The sequence below is a fragment of the Kitasatospora sp. A2-31 genome, from assembly GCF_022288725.1.
Taxonomy (GTDB): domain Bacteria; phylum Actinomycetota; class Actinomycetes; order Streptomycetales; family Streptomycetaceae; genus Kitasatospora.
Genome location: NZ_JAKNTA010000001.1, coordinates 872,705 through 887,732, shown reverse-complemented (window position 1 = coordinate 887,732; position 15,028 = coordinate 872,705). Strand labels below are relative to the sequence as shown.

The window sequence follows — 15,028 nt, the reverse complement described above, 5'->3', positions numbered from 1 at the left end:
TGCTCGTCTCCCCTTCGAAGGGCCCGCGAGGGGCGCCCTGTGCGCCTGCTCGGGAAGGGGACGACGCGACCGGTCAGGATGTGACGGTGATCGGCGTCACACGGGTGAGCTTCTCCGGGTTGACCACCACGTAGGCGTCGGTGATCCGGCCGCCGGGGCTGACGTTGAAGCCGACCACGCCCTCCACGGCGCCCGTGGAGGCGCTGTGGAAGAGCAGTCCGGGCAGGTCGTTGACCAGGGCGGAGGCGATGCGGGTGTCGGGAGTGAGCCACTTGGCGACCAGCCCGAGCACCAGACGGGCGACCTTGTCGGCTCCGAACACCGGCCGGGCCGCGGCGCGGACGATGCCGCCGCCGTCCGCGTGCCAGACCACCTCAGGGTCGAGGACGTTCATCAGGCCCAGGATGTCGCCCCGGGCGGTGGCGGCGGCGAAGGCCTCGACCGCCTGCCGGTGCTCGGCGGGGTCGGCGGTGCTGCGCCGGCCGCCCTCCTTGACCCGGCGGCGGGCCCGGGAGGCGAGCTGGCGGGTGGCGTCGGGGGATCGGTCCAGGGTGGCGGCGATCTCGTCGAAGCCGACCGCGAACACGTCGTGCAGGACGAATGCGGCCCGCTCGGCGGGGGTGAGCTGCTCCAGGACGGCGAGCAGCGCCATCGAGACGGACTCGCCGAGCTCGGCCAGTTCGGCGGGCGAGGCGGGGGCGGCCGTGGTGGAGACGGACGGCTCGGGCAGCCACTCACCGAAGTAGGACTCCCGGCGGGCCCGGGCGGAGCCCAGCTGGTCGTAGCAGAGCCGGGTGACCACGGTGGTCAGGAAGGCCCGCGGGTCGGCGACGGTCGTACGGTCGGCGGACTGCCAGCGCAGCCAGGCCTCCTGCAGGACGTCCTCGGCGTCGGTGAAGGAGCCGAGCAGCCGGTAGGCGACCGAGCCCAGGTAGCGCCGGTTCGCCTCGAAGGCGTCCGGATCCGGTGCGGGGGCTGACGGCTGGTCACTCACAGGCCTACCGTAGCGCCCGCCGCCACCGGGGAAGAAGAGCGGGTACCGGGCTGGGGCGAGCCCGATCGCTGGGACGAAGCGACCCCGCCCGAGCCGGGCCGGCCCGACCGGCCCCGGCGGGAATGCCGGAGCCGGAGCGGGGGTGTTCGGTTCCCGCTCCGGCTCCTGCGTGCATCCGCCGCGCGCCCCGCCCGGTACCGCCCCGCCCGGTAGCGCCTCGCCCGGCACCGCCCCGCCCGGTAGCGGGTCGCCCGGTACCGCCCCGCCCGGTCGCGCCCCGGTCAGTCGACCTCGGCCACCGCCTCCGCGAACTGCGCCTTGTACAGCCGCGCGTAAGCGCCGTCGGCCGCGATCAGCTCGTCGTGCGTGCCCTGCTCGACGATCGAGCCGCTCTCCATCACCAGGATCACGTCGGCGTCCCGGATGGTGGAGAGCCGGTGGGCGATCACGAAGCTGGTGCGGCCGCTGCGCAGCCTGGCCATGGCTCGCTGGATCAGCACCTCGGTGCGGGTGTCGACGGAGCTGGTCGCCTCGTCGAGGACGAGGATCGAGGGCTGGGCGAGGAACGCCCGGGCGATGGTGATCAGCTGCTTCTCGCCGGCGCTGACCCCGGTGCCCTCGTCGTCGATGACGGTGTCGTAGCCGTCCGGCAGGGTGCGCACGAAGCGGTCCACGTGCGCGGCCCTGGCCGCCTCGACCACCTGCTCGCGGGTGGCGCCGTCGGCGCCGTAGGCGATGTTGTCGGCGATGGTGCCGCCGAACAGCCAGGTGTCCTGGAGCACCATGCCGATGCCGGAGCGCAGGTCCTCGCGGGCCATCGCGGCGATGTCCACCCCGTCGAGGGTGATCCGCCCGGAGCTGACCTCGTAGAACCGCATCAGCAGGTTGACCATGGTGGTCTTGCCGGCGCCGGTCGGCCCGACGATGGCGACGGTCTGCCCGGGTTCGACCTTGAGCGAGAGGTCCTCGATCAGCGGCTTCTCGGGGTCGTAGCGGAAGGAGACGTCCTGGAAGACGACCCGGCCGCGGATGGCGTCGGGCCGCTCCGGCATGGCCGGCTCGGGGGTCTGCTCGGGCGCGTCGAGCAGTTCGAAGACGCGCTCGGCGGAGGCGACGCCGGACTGCACCAGGTTGGCCATGCTGGCGACCTGGGTGAGCGGCTGGCTGAACTGCCGCGAGTACTGGATGAAGGCCTGGACGTCGCCGATGGACAGCGCGCCGGAGGCGACCCGCAGGCCGCCGACGACGGCGATCAGCACGTACTGGAGGTTTCCGATCAGCATCATCGCGGGCTGGATGATCCCGGAGATGAACTGGGCCCGGTAGCTCGCCTGGTAGAGGGCCTCGTTGTGCTCGCGGAAGGTCGCGGCGGACTCCTGCTGCCGTCCGAACACCTTCACCAGGGTGTGGCCGGTGTACATCTCCTCGATGTGGGCGTTCAGCTGCCCGGTGGACTTCCACTGCTGGACGAACTGCGGCTGCGCCCGCTTGCCGACCCGGGTGGCCACGACCACCGACAGCGGCACCGAGACCAGGGCGATGAGCGCCAGCAGCGGGGAGATCCAGAACATCATCGCCAGCACGCCGACGACGGTGAGCAGCGAGTTCACCACCTGGCCCAGGGTCTGCTGCATGGACTGGCTGATGTTGTCGATGTCGTTGGTGACGCGGCTGAGCACCTCGCCGCGGGGCTGCTTGTCGAAGTAGCTGAGCGGCAGCCGGGTCAGCTTGGCCTCGACGTCCTGGCGCAGCCGGTAGCCGGCCCGCTGGATGGCCTTGGTGGCGAGCCGGCCCTGGAGGACGCCGAAGACGGCGGCGGCGACGTAGATGGCGAGCACCCAGAGCAGGACGGTGCCGATGGCGCCGAAGTCCATGCTCTGGCCTGGGGTGAAGTCGGTGGAGGAGAGGAGGTCGGCGACGCCGCCGTTGCCCTGGGCGCGCAGGCCGTCGACCACCTGCTCCTTGGTGGTGCCGGGCGGGGTCTGCCGGCCGACCACGCCGGCGAAGATCAGGTCGGTGGCGTCGCCGAGGACCTTGGGGCCGGTGACGGCGCAGCCGATGCTGAGCACGCCGAGTGCGAGGACGCCGGCGAGCAGGGGGCGTTCGGGGCGCAGCAGGCCGAGCAGCCGCTTGCCGGAGCCCTTGAAGTCCATGGACTTCTCGACGCCCTGGCCGCCCATGAACCGGCCGGGGCCGGCCGGGCCGCGGCGGGCGGCGGCGGCCTGGGAGTCGCCGGGCAGGTGGCCGGGGCCGCTGGCGGGCTTGGCCGGTGCCTTCTTGTCCGCGGTGGTCACGCCGCCTCCTGCTCGGTGAGCTGGGAGAGCACGATCTCCCGGTACGTCGGGTTGTCGGCCATGAGTTCGCGGTGGGTGCCGCTGCCGACGACGGCGCCCTCGTCGAGGACGATGATCCGGTCGGCGTCGCGGATGGTGGAGACGCGCTGGGCGACGATGAGCACGGTGGCGTCGGCGGTCTCGCGGGCGAGGGCCTTGCGCAGCTTGGCGTCGGTGGCGTAGTCGAGTGCGGAGAAGGAGTCGTCGAAGAGGTAGACGTCGGGCCGGCGGACCAGGGCGCGGGCGATCGCGAGGCGCTGGCGCTGGCCGCCGGAGACGTTGCCGCCGCCCTGGGCGATGGGTGCGTCGAGTCCTTCGGCGAGCTGTTCGACGAACTCCTTGGCCTGCGCGACCTCCAGGGCGTGCCAGAGTTCCTCGTCGGTGGCGTCGGGCCGGCCGTAGCGGAGGTTGCTGGCGACGGTGCCGGTGAAGAGGTAGGGCTTCTGCGGGACGAGGCCGACGGTTTCGGCGATCGCCTCGGGGGCGAGTTCGCGGACGTCGACGCCGTCGAGCAGGACGCGGCCGGAGGTGGCGTCGAAGAGGCGGGGGACGAGGCCGAGCAGGGTGGACTTGCCGCTGCCGGTGGAGCCGATGACGGCGGTGGTCTGGCCGGGGCGGGCGGTGATGTCGATGCCGCGCAGCACGGGAGCCTCGGCGCCGGGGTAGCGGAATTCGACGTCGCGCAGTTCCAGGTTGCCGCGGCGCAGCAGCTCGGTGACGGGGGCGGCGGGCGGGACGACGCTGGAGCGGGTGTCGAGGACTTCGTGGATGCGTTCGGCGCAGACCTCGGCGCGCGGCACCATCATGAACATGAAGGTGGCCATCATGACGCTCATGAGGATCTGCAGCAGGTAGGAGAGGAACGCGGTGAGCGCGCCGATCTCCATGCCGCCGCTGTCGATGCGGTGGGCGCCGAACCAGAGCACGGCGACGCTGGAGATGTTGACCACCAGCATGACGGTGGGGAACATCAGGGCCATCAGGCGGCCGACCTGGAGGCCGACGTCGGTGAGGTCGTGGTTGGCGCCGGCGAAGCGGTGCTGCTCGTGGTCGTCCTTGACGAAGGCGCGGATGACCCGGATGCCGGTGATCTGCTCGCGCAGCACGCGGTTCATGGTGTCGATCCGTACCTGCATGGCGCGGAACTTGGGGCGTAGCGCGCGGACCAGCAGGACGACGACGACGCCGAGGACGGGGACGACGGCGAGCAGGAGCGCGGAGAGCGGCACGTCCTGGTTGAGCGCCATGATGACGCCGCCGACGCACATGATGGGGGCGGCGACCATCAGGGTGAAGGACATCAGGACCAGCATCTGGACCTGCTGGACGTCGTTGGTGGTCCGGGTGATCAGGGAGGGGGCGCCGAACTGGCCGACCTCGCGGGCGGAGAAGCCCTGCACCCGGTCGAAGACGGCGGCGCGGACGTCGCGGCCGACGGCCATCGCGGTGCGGGCGCCGTAGTAGACGGCGCAGATGGAGCAGAGCGCCTGGATGACGGTGACGCCGATCATCACGCCGCCGACGCGCAGGATGTAGCCGGTGTCGCCCTTGACGACGCCGTCGTCGATGATGTCGGCGTTGAGGGTCGGCAGGTAGAGCGAGGCGAGCGTCGCGACCAGCTGGAGCAGGACCAGCAGGGTGATCGGGCGGGAGTACGGGCGCAGGTACGCCCTGAGCAATCTGATCAGCACTGGCACACTCTTGTCGTCGGCGGTGGGATTCGCACCCCAATTCTCGGTCTTCGGTGGTCTTCTCCAGACCATTGGGCATGCGGCGACCGGAGGTTTGTCCAGTCCTTTGCCGAATGTTTCGGCGGGGGCCGGGACGGGGCTGCACCGGGGGTGCGGGGGCGTGCCAGCTGCCTCTGCCCCCTTACGCATTGACCGGTTTCCCCCTAGGCTGCTGGTGGCCCCCTTGTTACTCGCTGGTATCGAACCGGTGAACCCGGGGCCCGGCGACCGCCCCCACGGGAGCCGCGACCACCCCTCAGACGGCCACCCGCCACCGGAGGTCCTCGTTGAGTTCCGCGCAGTCCCTGATCGGCTCCGGCAGCGCCGACATCGTCGCCGGGCGTCCGGCCTCCGTCGCCCACCTCTTCCTCGAGCGGGTCGCCGCCACTCCCGGCGCCGAGGCCTACCGCTACCCCGCCCCGGTGGACGAGCAGGCGGCCGACGGTGCCCCGGGCGCCGAGCAGTGGCGCTCGCTGACCTGGGCGCAGACCGCCGTCCGGGTGAAAGCGGTGGCCGCCGGCCTGATGGCGCTCGGCATCCGGCCCGAGGACCGGGTCGCCCTGGCCTCCTCCACCCGGGTGGAGTGGATCATCGCCGACCTCGGCAACATGTGCGCGGGCGCCGCCACCACCACCGTCTACCCGAGCACCAACGCGGACGAGACGGCGTTCATCCTCGCCAACTCCGGGTCGAAGGCGCTGTTCGCGGAGAACGCCGCGCAGCTGGCCAAGGCCGTCGAGCAGATCGAGCAGCTGCCCGAGCTGCGCACCGTGATCCTCTTCGACGCCCCCGGGGAGGCCCCCGAGACGGCCGGCCTCGACCTGCTGACCCTCGCCGAGCTGGAGCAGCGCGGCGCGGAGTACCTGGAACAGCACCCGGACGTGATCGAGAAGACCGTCGCCGGGCTCGACAAGGAGCAGCTGGCCACCCTGATCTACACCTCGGGCACCACCGGCCGGCCCAAGGGCGTGCGGCTGGTGCACGACTGCTGGGCGTACGAGGGCCGGGCGCAGGAGGCCAGCGGGCTGCTGCGCGCCGACGACGTGCAGTTCATGTGGCTGCCGCTGTCGCACGTGTTCGGCAAGACGCTGATCTCCGGCCAGATCTCGACCGGCCACGTGATGGCGGTGGACGGCCGGGTGGACCGGATCATCCACAACCTGCCGACGATCCGACCGACGATCATGGCGTCGGCGCCGCGCATCTTCGAGAAGGTCTACAACGGCATCGCCGGCCGGGCCCGGGCCGAGGGCGGGGCCAAGTACAAGATCTTCCTCTGGGCCGCCAAGGTCGCCCGCGACTACGCCCGGACCACCCAGGCCAACCGGATCGCCACCGGCCGCGACGGCGTCCCGGCCGCGCTGCGGCTGCAGCACGCGCTCGCCGACAAGCTGGTGTACGCGAAGATCCGGGCCGCGTTCGGCGGGCGTCTGCGCGGCGCGGTCTCCGGCAGTGCGGCGCTCGCCCCCGAGATCGGCTACTTCTTCCTCGGCGCCGGGGTGCCGATCCTGGAGGGCTACGGCCTGAGCGAGACCAGCGCCGGCTCGACCGTCAACCGGGCGGAGGACATCCGGATCGGCACCGTCGGCCGGCCGCTGCCGGGCACCGAGGTGCGGATCGCCGAGGACGGCGAGATCCTGCTGCGCGGCCCCGGCATCATGCGCGGCTACCACGACCTGCCGGAGAAGACCGCCGAGGTGCTGGAGTCGGACGGCTGGTTCCACACCGAGGACATCGGCGAGCTCAGCCCGGACGGCTTCCTGCGGATCACCGACCGCAAGAAGGACCTGTTCAAGACCTCCGGCGGCAAGTACGTCGCGCCGAGCGAGGTCGAGGGCAAGTTCAAGGCGGTCTGCCCGTTCGTCAGCAACGTCCTGGTGATCGGCAACGGCCGCAACTACTGCACCGCACTGATCGGCCTGGACGAGGCGGTCATCATGCCGTGGGCCGCCGAGCACGGCCTGGCCGGCAAGTCCTACGCCGAGCTGGCCGTCGAGCCCCAGGTGCAGCAGCTGATCGAGGGCTTCGTCAAGCGGCTCAACGGCGACCTGCAGCGCTGGCAGACGATCAAGAAGTTCCACCTGCTGCCGCGCGACCTCGACGTCGAGCACGGCGAGCTCACGCCGAGCCTGAAGATCAAGCGCCCGGTGGTCGAGAAGACCTACGCCGACGCCGTCACCGCCATGTACGCGGGGGCCAACGAGGCCTGATCCGCCCTGCTCCGGTACGGCCCGCGGGCTTCCGCGGGCCGTACGGGACAATGGGGGCATGCCCTCCGCACTTCCCGACGGCGAACCCGTGCCGTCCGACGGTTCCCTGCCCGCGCACGCCCTCACCGGGCTCGGGTCGCGGCCGTTCGGCTTCTACCTGCACGTGCCGTACTGCGCGAGCCGCTGCGGCTACTGCGACTTCAACACCTACACCGCCACCGAACTGCGCTCCTCGGGCGCGGTCGCCTCGCAGGAGACCTACGCGGACAACGTGGTCGCCGAGGTCAGGCTGGCGCGGAAGGTGCTGGGCTCCGCCGAGCTGCCGGTGCGGACCGTCTTCCTCGGCGGCGGCACGCCGACCCTGCTTCCCGCCCGCGACCTGGTGCGGATGCTGGCCGCGATCCGGGAGGAGTTCGGGCTCGCCGAGGACGCCGAGGTGACCACCGAGGCCAACCCCGAGTCCGTCGACCCGGCCTACCTGGCCGAGCTGCGGGAGGGCGGCTACAACCGGATCTCCTTCGGCATGCAGTCGGCCCGCCCGCACGTGCTCCAGCTGCTGGACCGCCACCACACCCCCGGCCGTCCCGAGGCCTGCGTCGCCGAGGCCCGCGCGGCCGGCTTCGAGCACGTCAACCTCGACCTGATCTACGGCACCCCCGGCGAGTCCGACGACGACTGGCGGGCCTCCCTGGACGCCGCGATCGGCGCCGGACCGGACCACGTCTCGGCCTACTCGCTGATCGTCGAGGACGGCACCCGGCTCGCCGCCCGGGTCAAGCGCGGCGAACTGCCGATGATCGACGACGACGTGCACGCCGACCGCTACCTGATCGCCGAGGAGGCGCTCGCCGCCGCCGGCTACTCCTGGTACGAGGTCTCCAACTGGGCCACCGCTCCCGAGGGCCGCTGCCGCCACAACGAGCTCTACTGGACCGGGGCCGACTGGTGGGGCGCCGGTCCCGGCGCGCACAGCCACGTCGGCGGCGTCCGCTGGTGGAACGCCAAGCACCCCGCCGCGTACGCGCAGGCGCTCGCCGAGGGCCGCACGCCCGCGCAGGGGCGCGAGCTCCTCTCCGCCGAGGACCGCCGCGTCGAGCGCATCCTGCTCGAACTGCGCCTCGCCGAGGGCGTCCCGCTCGACCTGCTCACCGCCACCGGCCGGGAGGCCGCCGACCGGGCCCTCGCCGACGGTCTGCTCGCCGCCGGCCCCTACGCCGCCGGCCGCGCCGCCCTGACCCTCCAGGGCCGCCTCCTGGCCGACGCCGTCGTACGTGACCTGGTCGACTGACATTCGTTAGCGTGGTGTCAGCCGTCGGAGGGAGCGCGCGATGACCGCCATCGATGATCGGATGACCGGGATCTTCGAGAACCTGGAGGTGCCGGAAGGCGTCAAGGCCGAGCTCATCCGGGGGGAAATCGTGATGATGGCCGGGCCTGATCTGGCCCACAACCTCATCGTCGAGTCGATCGTCGATCAGATTCCCCGCGCCCGCTGGAACCGGCTCCAGACCCAGGACCTGGGGTTCACCCACGAGGCCAGTGAACCCCAGCCGGACCTGGTGGTGATCGAGCGGGGTTCGGTCGAAGCTCCCGCGCAGCTGCTCCCGGCGCCGGCGGTGACCCTGGCCGTGGAGGTCGTGTCGAAGACCAGCGTCCACCGGGACTACCACGTCAAGCGGGAGATGTACGCGGGCGGAGCGATCCCGGCCTACCTGATCGTCGACCCGATCAAGGGGGTCTGCGTGCTGCTCACCGAGCCGAGCCGGACGACCGCCTCCGGGCTGCCGGACTACCTGTCCGAACGGACCAGCAAGTTCGGCGAGCCGGTCCCCGTCGACCTGCTCGGCGTCACGCTGGACACCACCGAGTTCCGGACCTACGGCTGACCGGGGCTACTCCGTCACGAAGTCGATCAGCTCCTCGACCCGGCCCAGCAGCTCCGGCTCCAGGTCCTTGTAGGAGTCGACCTTCGCGAGGATCCGCTTCCACGCGGCGGGGGTGTCGACCGGCCAGCCGAGGCGGCGGCAGGTGCCCTCCTTCCAGTCCTCCCCGCGCGGGACGGCGGGCCAGGCCGGGATCCCGACGCTGGCCGGCTTCACCGCCTGCCAGATGTCGACGTAGGGGTGGCCGACCACCAGGACGGCCTCGCCGGTGACCCGGGCCGCGATCCGGTGCTCCTTGGTGCCGGGGAGCAGGTGGTCGACCAGGACGCCGAGGCGCCTGCCCGGGCCGGGGGCGAACTCGGCGACGATCGCCGGCAGGTCGTCCACACCCTCCAGGTACTCGACCACCACGCCCTCGATCCGCAGGTCGTCGCCCCAGACCCGCTCGACCAGCTCGGCGTCGTGGCGGCCCTCGACGTAGATCCGGGACTCGCGGGCCACCCGGGCGCGGGCCCCGGGCACGGCCACCGACCCGGAGGCCGTCCGCCCGGGCGTCCGGACCGGGGCCGGCCCGGCGGGGCGCACCAGCGTGACGGTGCGGCCCTCCAGCAGGAAGCCGCGCGGCACCAGCGGGAAGACCCGGTGCTTGCCGAAGCGGTCCTCCAGGGTGACGGTGAAGCCCTCGGCGGTCTTCTCGCAGCGCACCACCGCCCCGCAGAAGCCGGTCACCGCCTCCTCCACCACCAGGTCCCGCTCGGCGGGCACCTCGGGGGCGGGCTGCGGCGTCTTCCACGGCGGGGTCAGATCGGGTCCGTTCTGGCGGCTTCGCATGCAGGTGACTATAGGCAGCGTCGCCGCGCCGCGCCGACGGCCCGTCAGAGGCCCGGCGCGCCCCACACCGGGAACCAGCGGGTGAGGTCCTTCTCCAGCCGCAGGTCGTTCCCGAGCGAGGCGTTCACCTGGAGCTCCAGCGGGCTGTTGCGCTTCTCCCCGCCGCCGGGCATCGGTGCGAAGGGGTAGAAGGTGCCGCGCTTGTAGAGGTAGACCAGTGCCAGCGAGCGGCCCTGCTCGTCACGGAACCCGACCATCGAGCAGAGCAGCTGCGGGCCGAAACCGTTCCCCTCCAGCTCGCTGTTGACCGCGTGCAGGTCGGTGACCAGCTCCGGCAGTTCCTCCGGCGGGTGCCGCACCAGCAGCCAGGAGTAGCCGTACGCGTCCGTGGAGGCCTCCACCGGGACGCCGCCGCGCCCGGTGTCGGCGTCCAGCAGTGCCCGCACCTGCCGCTCCACCTCGACGAAGGCGCCGCCCTCGACGGAGGCGAAGCAGACCGAGCCGAGCCCGGTCGGGCGGAAGCCGGAGGCCGCCTCCAGGGTCAGCGCGGCCGACGGCACGCCGAACAGCTGGTCGAGGTCGGGCTTGACCGGCTTGGTGCGGCCGAACAGCGCGTCCAGGATTCCCACGACGGTCCCTTTCCGGAGCGGCGGGTCAGCGGCCGAGCCGGGCCGAGATCCGGGCCAGCTGCTCCAGCCGCCGCTCCAGCGAGGGGTGGGTGGAGAACAGCTGGGTGGCGGTCTCCCGGGCGCTCAGCGCGGGGGCGAAGTAGAAGGCGTTGTACGGCTGCGCCTGGCGCAGGTCCTTGGTGGGGATCGCGGCGATCTGCCCGGTCACCTTGGTCAGCGCCGAGGCGAGCGCGCTGGGCCGGCCGGTGAGCTGGGCGGCGGCCCGGTCGGCGGCCAGCTCCCGGTAGCGGGAGAGCAGCCTGGTCAGCAGGAAGCTGATTGCGTAGACGACCACCGACACCAGCGGGATGATCAGTGCGACGATCGCGGCGTTGGAGTCGTTGTTGCTGCGGCCGCCGGCGAACCCGCCGTACACCGCGATCCGGGTCATCGCCCCGGCCAGCACCCCCAGGAAGCCGGCGACGGTCATCACCGCGACGTCCCGGTGGGCGACGTGCGACAGCTCGTGAGCGAGGACGCCCTCCAGCTCCTCCGGCTCCAGCCGCCGCAGCAGCCCGGTGGTGACGCACACCACGGCGTTCTGCGGGTTGCGGCCGGTGGCGAAGGCGTTCGGCATGTCGTTGTCGGCGACCGCCACCCGGGGCTTGGGCATGTCGGCGAGCGCGCAGAGCCGGTCGACGGCGCCGTGCAGCTGGGGGTACTGCTCGGGGGTCACCCGGTGGGCGCCCATCGCCCGCTCGGTGATTTTGTCGCTGAACCAGAACTGGGCGACGAACAGGCCGCCGGAGATCAGCACGATCAGCGGCCAGGCGCCGCGCAGCAGCGCGATCAGCAGCCCGGTGAAGCCGACGTAGAGCAGGCCGATGAAGAACATCGTGGCGACCATCCGGCCGGTGAGGCCGCGGTCCGGTGCGAAGCGGGTGGGCTGGCCCGAGGTCGACATCGCTGTCCTCCGTTCGCCGTCTGCTGTCGATGCTCCCACCCGGACCGCCGCAGGGCATCATCCGGCGCGCGACCCGCCGCCGCGTACTGCGGGCAGGATCACTCCGGCCGGGCCGTTCCTGCCGTGGGACCCGGGCCTTACACTGGCAGGTACGGTTCTGGCACTCGTGTGTTCAGAGTGCCAAGACCGGGGTCGCCCGGTTCGGCCCGGAAGCTGCAGGTACGGAAACACATGTCACAACGGACAACGTGCGAAGACGGAGGTGCGTGCCCCATGGCCGGTGAGGTCCGCCAGCTGGACGACCGCAAGCTCGCGGTGCTTCGCGCCATCGTCCAGGACTACGTGGGCACCGAGGAGCCGGTCGGCTCCAAGGCCCTGGTCGAGCGGCACAACCTCGGGGTGTCACCGGCGACGGTCCGCAACGACATGTCGGCGCTGGAGGAGGAGGGCTACATCCACCAGCCGCACACCAGCGCCGGGCGGATCCCCACCGACAAGGGGTACCGCCTCTTCGTCGACAAGCTGGCCGAGGTCAAGCCGATGAGCGCGCCCGAGCGGCGGGCGATCCGGCACTTCCTGGACGGCGCGGTCGACCTCGACGACGTGGTCGCCCGCACGGTCCGGCTGCTCGCCCAGCTGACCCGCCAGGTCGCGGTGGTCCAGTACCCCTCGTTGTCCCGTTCCACCGTGCGGCACATCGAGCTGGTGTCGCTGGCCCCCGGCAAGGTGATGCTGGTGCTGATCACCAACACCGGCCGGGTCGAGCAGCGGATGGTCGACTGCCCGGGCGCCGTGGGCGAGGTGGTCCTCGCGGACCTGCGCGCCAAGATCAACACGCGGGCCGTCGGCCGGCGGCTGCCGGAGGTCCCGGAGCTGCTGGAGGACGTGCCGGCGCAGTTCGAGGCGGCCGACCGGCCGACCGTCACCACCGTCCTGGCGACGCTGTTCGAGGCGCTCGCCGAGCAGAACGAGGAGCGGATCATGCTGGCCGGCACGGCCAACCTGACCCGTTTCGGGCACGACTTCCCGCTCACCATCCAGCCGGTGCTCGAAGCGCTGGAGGAGCAGGTCGTCCTGCTCCGCCTCCTGGGTGAGACCGCGGACGCCGGGATGACGGTGCGGATCGGCCGCGAGAACGCCTACGAAGGGCTCAATTCCACCTCGGTCGTCTCGGTCGGCTACGGTTCGGGCGACGAGAGCGTGGCCAAACTGGGTGTGATCGGTCCGACCCGGATGGACTATCCGGGCACAATGGGGGCGGTGCGAGCGGTGGCACGGTACGTCGGCCAGATCCTGGCCGAGTCGTAGGAACGGCCGCCGTCGGGAATTCCGGCGGTGGTCCCAGTCGCAGGCACTTCTACAGGCGGAACAAGCGGAGCATTTGGTGGCCACGGACTACTACGCGGTACTCGGCGTCCGACGGGATGCGGGGCAGGACGAGATCAAGAAGGCGTTCCGGCGCCTGGCACGCGAACTGCACCCGGACGTCAACCCGGACCCGAAGACGCAGGAGCGGTTCAAGGAGATCAACGCCGCCTACGAGGTGCTCTCCGACCCGCAGAAGCGGCAGGTCTACGACCTCGGCGGGGACCCGCTCTCCCCGAACGGCGGCGGGGGTGCGGGCGGCTTCGGCGCCGGCGCGGCGGGCTTCGGCTTCTCCGACATCATGGACGCCTTCTTCGGCGCCGCCTCCGGCCAGCGCGGCCCGCGCTCGCGGACCCGGCGCGGCCAGGACGCCATGATCCGCCTGGAGATCACCCTGGAGGAGGCCGCGTTCGGCACCACCAAGGAGCTCCAGGTCGACACCGCCGTCACCTGCACCACCTGTAGCGGTGAGGGTGCCGCGCCCGGCACCTCCGCGCAGACCTGCGACATGTGCCGCGGCAAGGGCGAGGTCTCCCAGGTCACCCGGTCCTTCCTGGGCCAGGTCATGACCTCCCGGCCGTGCCCGCAGTGCCAGGGCTTCGGCACCGTCGTGCCGACCCCGTGCCCCGAGTGCGCCGGCGACGGCCGGGTCCGCGCCCGCCGCACCCTGACCGTCAAGATCCCGGCCGGTGTCGACAACGGCACCCGGATCCAGCTGGCCGGCGAGGGCGAGGTCGGCCCCGGCGGCGGCCCCGCCGGCGACCTCTACGTCGAGATCGCCGAGACCACCCACACCGTCTTCCAGCGCCGCGGGGACGACCTGCACTGCACGGTGACCATCCCGATGACGGCCGCCGCGCTGGGCACCCAGGTGCCGCTGCAGACCCTGGACGGCCTGGAGGAGGTCGACATCCGGCCCGGCACCCAGTCCGGCCAGTCGATCCCGCTGCACGGCCGCGGCATCACCCACCTGCGCGGCACCGGCCGGGGCGACCTGATAGTGCACGTCGAGGTGCAGACGCCCACCAAGCTCGACCCCGAGCAGGAGGAGCTGCTGCGCCGCCTGGCGGTGCTGCGCGGCGAGGAGCGGCCGGCCGGCCAGTTCGCGCCGGGCCAGCAGGGGCTGTTCTCCCGGCTGAAGGACGCCTTCAACGGCCGCTGACCCGTCCGACGGCCGCTGACTCCGTCCGACGGCCGCTGACCCGTCCGACGGCCGCTGACCGGGCCGTCGCCCGCACCGCCGGTGCCCGGTGATCCGCGAGGATCGCCGGGCGCCGTCGTTCCCCCGCCCGCCCGACCTCCAGGACCCGCCATGACCGCGCCCGTGTTCGTCGTCGAGACCGCCCAGCTCGCCACCGCCGCACCCGGCGCGGTGGTCCGGCTGGACGGCCCGGAGGGGCGGCACGCCGCGGCCGTCAAGCGGCTGGAGCCGGGCGAGGCGGTGACCCTCGCGGACGGCCTCGGCCTCGGCGTGGACGGCACGGTCGCGGCGGTGCACGGCAAGGACGCGGTCGACGTGGCGGTGGCCGCCGTCCGCCGGGAGCCCGAGCCGGCCCCGCGGATCGTCGTCGTCCAGGCGCTCCCCAAGGGCGACCGGGGTGAGCTGGCCGTGGAGACTATGACCGAGGTCGGCGTGGACGCGGTGATCCCGTGGTCCGCCTCCCGCTGCATCACCCAGTGGAGGGGCGAGCGCGGCGCCAAGGCGCTCGCCAAGTGGCGGTCCACCGCGCGCGAGGCCGGCAAGCAGTCCCGCCGGCTGCGCTTCCCCGAGGTCCGCGAGCCGATGACGACCCGCCAGCTGGCCCCGGTGCTGGCCGCCGCCGCGTTCGCCGGGGTGCTGCACGAGGAGGGTGCCGAGCCGCTGGCCGGCGCCGCCCTGCCCGCCGCGGGGGACATCGTGCTGGTGGTCGGCCCCGAGGGCGGGGTCTCGCCGGACGAGCTGGCCGCCTTCGCGGAGGCCGGCGCCAAGCCCTACCGGCTCGGCGCCTCGGTGCTGCGCACCTCGACCGCCGGGGTGGCCGCCGGCGCCCTGCTGCTGGGCCGCACCGGCCGCTGGAGCTGACCCGGCGCCCGTGGGGGACGGCCGGACCCGGCCGTGGAGCCGGCCGGC

General features: G+C 72.5%; 12 protein-coding genes. 6 read left to right on the top strand and 6 right to left on the bottom strand.

What is annotated here, in order from left to right:
* Positions 1-73: 73 nt before the first annotated feature.
* From sigJ to MCM47_RS04165, 3 genes are all read right to left on the bottom strand, one after another.
* Positions 74-994 carry an RNA polymerase sigma factor SigJ gene (sigJ, locus tag MCM47_RS04175; RefSeq protein ID WP_238741099.1) on the bottom strand — a complete coding sequence of 307 codons (921 nt, stop codon included), beginning with the start codon at positions 992-994 and terminating at the stop codon, positions 74-76.
* A 281-nt stretch (positions 995-1,275) separates the two neighbouring features.
* Complete coding sequence (locus MCM47_RS04170) at positions 1,276-3,174, bottom strand: ABC transporter ATP-binding protein (RefSeq protein ID WP_238741518.1); 1,899 nt, start codon at positions 3,172-3,174, stop codon at positions 1,276-1,278.
* 110 nt (positions 3,175-3,284) lie between these two features.
* A complete protein-coding gene (locus MCM47_RS04165) occupies positions 3,285-5,018 on the bottom strand; it encodes an ABC transporter ATP-binding protein (RefSeq protein WP_238741097.1) in 1,734 nt (577 codons plus the stop codon).
* A gap of 326 nt (positions 5,019-5,344) precedes the next feature.
* Between MCM47_RS04165 and MCM47_RS04160 the strand changes: the two genes are divergently transcribed.
* Genes MCM47_RS04160 through MCM47_RS04150 form a run of 3 tightly spaced genes read left to right on the top strand, consistent with a single transcriptional unit; the run spans position 5,345 to position 9,153 of the window.
* The gene (locus MCM47_RS04160) at positions 5,345-7,267 is read left to right on the top strand and encodes a long-chain fatty acid--CoA ligase (RefSeq protein WP_238741096.1); all 1,923 of its coding nucleotides are present in this window, start codon (positions 5,345-5,347) and stop codon (positions 7,265-7,267) included.
* A 58-nt stretch (positions 7,268-7,325) separates the two neighbouring features.
* The gene (gene hemW, locus MCM47_RS04155) at positions 7,326-8,555 is read left to right on the top strand and encodes a radical SAM family heme chaperone HemW (protein WP_238741093.1); all 1,230 of its coding nucleotides are present in this window, start codon (positions 7,326-7,328) and stop codon (positions 8,553-8,555) included.
* A gap of 40 nt (positions 8,556-8,595) precedes the next feature.
* Positions 8,596-9,153, top strand: a complete 558-nt coding sequence (locus tag MCM47_RS04150; RefSeq protein WP_238741091.1) for a Uma2 family endonuclease — start codon at positions 8,596-8,598, stop codon at positions 9,151-9,153.
* Between the two features lie 6 nt (positions 9,154-9,159).
* Here MCM47_RS04150 and MCM47_RS04145 read toward each other — a convergent pair whose 3' ends face one another.
* The 3 genes from MCM47_RS04145 to htpX are packed head-to-tail and all read right to left on the bottom strand — an operon-like array spanning position 9,160 to position 11,553.
* Positions 9,160-9,981 carry a DUF3097 domain-containing protein gene (locus MCM47_RS04145; protein WP_238741089.1) on the bottom strand — a complete coding sequence of 274 codons (822 nt, stop codon included), beginning with the start codon at positions 9,979-9,981 and terminating at the stop codon, positions 9,160-9,162.
* Between the two features lie 44 nt (positions 9,982-10,025).
* A complete protein-coding gene (locus MCM47_RS04140; protein ID WP_238741087.1) occupies positions 10,026-10,610 on the bottom strand; it encodes a hypothetical protein in 585 nt (194 codons plus the stop codon).
* Between the two features lie 25 nt (positions 10,611-10,635).
* Entirely contained in the window at positions 10,636-11,553 is a 918-nt protein-coding gene (gene htpX, locus MCM47_RS04135; RefSeq protein WP_238741080.1) for a zinc metalloprotease HtpX, read from the bottom strand.
* Between the two features lie 273 nt (positions 11,554-11,826).
* Between htpX and hrcA the strand changes: the two genes are divergently transcribed.
* The 3 genes from hrcA to MCM47_RS04120 all read left to right on the top strand — a co-directional run bounded on the left by hrcA (position 11,827) and on the right by MCM47_RS04120 (position 14,980).
* The gene (hrcA, locus tag MCM47_RS04130; protein WP_238741078.1) at positions 11,827-12,861 is read left to right on the top strand and encodes a heat-inducible transcriptional repressor HrcA; all 1,035 of its coding nucleotides are present in this window, start codon (positions 11,827-11,829) and stop codon (positions 12,859-12,861) included.
* A gap of 76 nt (positions 12,862-12,937) precedes the next feature.
* Positions 12,938-14,080: a molecular chaperone DnaJ gene (gene dnaJ / locus MCM47_RS04125; protein WP_238741076.1), complete on the top strand. Its 1,143-nt coding sequence runs from the start codon at positions 12,938-12,940 to the stop codon at positions 14,078-14,080.
* A gap of 150 nt (positions 14,081-14,230) precedes the next feature.
* Positions 14,231-14,980: a 16S rRNA (uracil(1498)-N(3))-methyltransferase gene (locus tag MCM47_RS04120; RefSeq protein ID WP_238741074.1), complete on the top strand. Its 750-nt coding sequence runs from the start codon at positions 14,231-14,233 to the stop codon at positions 14,978-14,980.
* The last annotated feature ends 48 nt before the right edge of the window (positions 14,981-15,028 follow it).

What these genes read in the sequence shown, in the direction of transcription:
- MCM47_RS04170 (WP_238741518.1), bottom strand. Translation starts at nt 3,174, where the DNA reads ATGGGCGGCCAGGGCGTCGAGAAGTCCATGGACTTCAAGGGCTCCGGC.
- hemW (WP_238741093.1), top strand. Translation starts at nt 7,326, where the DNA reads ATGCCCTCCGCACTTCCCGACGGCGAACCCGTGCCGTCCGACGGTTCC.
- MCM47_RS04150 (WP_238741091.1), top strand. Translation starts at nt 8,596, where the DNA reads ATGACCGCCATCGATGATCGGATGACCGGGATCTTCGAGAACCTGGAG.
- MCM47_RS04145 (WP_238741089.1), bottom strand. Translation starts at nt 9,981, where the DNA reads ATGCGAAGCCGCCAGAACGGACCCGATCTGACCCCGCCGTGGAAGACG.
- htpX (WP_238741080.1), bottom strand. Translation starts at nt 11,553, where the DNA reads ATGTCGACCTCGGGCCAGCCCACCCGCTTCGCACCGGACCGCGGCCTC.
- hrcA (WP_238741078.1), top strand. Translation starts at nt 11,827, where the DNA reads ATGGCCGGTGAGGTCCGCCAGCTGGACGACCGCAAGCTCGCGGTGCTT.
- MCM47_RS04120 (WP_238741074.1), top strand. Translation starts at nt 14,231, where the DNA reads ATGACCGCGCCCGTGTTCGTCGTCGAGACCGCCCAGCTCGCCACCGCC.